We start from the raw sequence: 2,247 nt of genomic DNA on the forward strand, positions 1-2,247 counted from the left end.
GTGTTCATAGTTTACCGCGCGATCGAACGGCTGCGTGTGGTTCGCCCTGGGGTCCCACAACAGATTCCGGTCCTGGTCGCGCCAGGTCAATTGGTCCCGTGGGATGCGCTGGTTGTTGCTGTCACGCGGAACTCCGTTCAGGGCCCGCCCTTCGTCCGTGTAGTGAGTGACCATGTGCTCGTGTGTGGAGACACGGTAGTCGCTCGGATACTGGCTGCCTCGAGTGAACTCCCGCCCGTCCTCGTCCGCCGGCGGGAGGCTGGGGTCACGGCCCCACCGCATGCCATTGTTCGGGTCCTGCCAGGCCAGTCCCAGCGGGTCGGCCCAGCGATAGGGGTTGGGCACGTACGCCCTGTCGTTCGGAGCGGGTGCCAGGCCGAGCGGATCGGACGATACGTACTGACCGATCTGCGGGTCGTAGTAGCGCTGGAAGTTGTAATGCCAGCCGGTCTCCGTGTCGGCGTACTGCCCCTCGAAGCGCAGCGGGCAGTCCACACCCCCCGCTGTCGTCTCCTCCCGTAGCCCGGCGGGGAGGGAGCCTCCCCAGAGAAGTGAGCGCTGCCGCCAGGCCACTTCTCCGTCCGTGGAGACGAGCTCGGCCGGAGCCCCGGACAGGTCCGCGACAATGGCGTGGAATCGGGCGTCCTCCTCCGGATCGGCCCGGTCGAACTGCGCCACGGGCCGATGGCTGCCCGGCTCGTAATCCCAGGCGGTGACATGGCCGCCCTTCGTGACCTGTTCGATGAGTCGCGTGTCGTCCCAGACGAAAAGAACCTCGTCCGCAACGCTGCCTTCGTCGTCCAGTCGTTGTTTGGCAACGCGTCGACCGGCGGGGTCGTAGCGATATCGCCACCGAGTGCCGTCAGGGGTCGTCGTACCGACCAGCTGGTTGCGGCTGTTCCACAGGTAGGAGCGAACCCGCTGCTGGCCGCTGAGCAGCCGATGGACGACCCGGACGACACGGCCCTCGGCATCGTGTTCGTAGCGCGTACGCCCGGCACGCTGAACCCTGGTGCCCGCGAAGCTCCGTCCCCCGCCCGTGTCCTCGGTGCCGGGGGCCGCGGCGTGGCTGATGTTGCCCACCTCGTCGTACTGGTACGTCTCGGTCCAATGGCGCGCTTCCACGGCCGTGACGCGACCCACGGAGTCGAGGGTGAATCGCCGTGTTCCCGTGGTCAGGTCCCTGATCTCTGTCGGGATGCCGTCCGGCCTGTAGGCGTACTCGCGTTGCTGGAGCAGAACCTCGGTCTGGTCCTGAGGGTGAGTGTGCAGATCGAGGGTCCTGGCGAGGCGTTGCACGGCCAGCCGCCCGGCGCTGTCCCACGACTGCGTGAGGGCGACCCCGCCCGGCAGGTGACGTGCGGTCTCCCGGTGGGCCTGATCGAAGGCGAAATCGATGCGATGCCCGGCTGTGTCCAAGGCGGTGGGGTGGCCTGCCGTGTCATAGGTCCAGGTGGACTCGATTCCGGTGGGAGTGCGGCGTCTGGTCCGTCGGCCCCGGGCGTCGTACTCGTATGTCGTGGTCCGGCCGTTGATGCTCTCCGAAAGGATCTGTCCGGCGTCGTTGAACTCGCGCTCCACCGTCGCGTCAGGCCCGGCCTCCCGGACCAAATTCCCGGCCGCGTCGTAGGTGTAGTACGCCACCTCGCCGTCGTAGTGCGTCTCCGCTGTCCGCCCGAGCACGTCGCGACGGAATTCGATGACTTGCCCCGCACCATTGGAGCGAGAGAGCAGAGCTCCCATCGCGTTCAATTCATAAGCAAGGGTCCGCCCGTTGAAGTCCGTCTCGGAAGCAACACGATTCGCCTCGTCGTAGCGGTACTGCCAGCTGCGTTCCCTGGGATCCGCAACGTGCAAGAGATTGAGTTCGGTGTCGTACCCGAATGAGTAGGTGGATCCGTCGGGGAGCGTTCGCTCCGCCACTTGCCCGAAGGCGCCGATCTTGTATCGGGTGATGTTTCCGGCCCGGTCGGTCTGCGAGAGCAGATTCCCCTCTGCGTCCCATTCAGATACCTCCCGGAACCCATCCGGCCCTTCGCGCCAGGCCGGCCGCCCCTCGACGGTGACACCAAAACGTGTCACACCGCCGAGTGGGTCAGTGAAGGAACTGACACGCCCGAAGGAATCCCGCTCGACGCGACTGGTTTCGCCCTCTGTGTCCGTGAACTCCACCGGCAGCCCGGCCATGTTGCAGCGGGCCTCAGTGGTGCGTCCGGCGATATCCGTCACCGCGACGAGGCCACCGAT

General features: G+C 66.4%; 1 protein-coding gene. It reads right to left on the reverse strand.

Annotated elements, in window-relative coordinates:
* Window positions 1-2,229 (reverse strand): RHS repeat-associated core domain-containing protein (locus tag ACZ5CR_RS43805; protein ID WP_468868855.1); only part of this gene is annotated, 2,229 nt, incomplete at its 3' end.
* Between the last annotated feature and the right edge of the window lie 18 nt (window positions 2,230-2,247).

Source organism: Streptomyces sp. NPDC031274 (genome assembly GCF_055570235.1).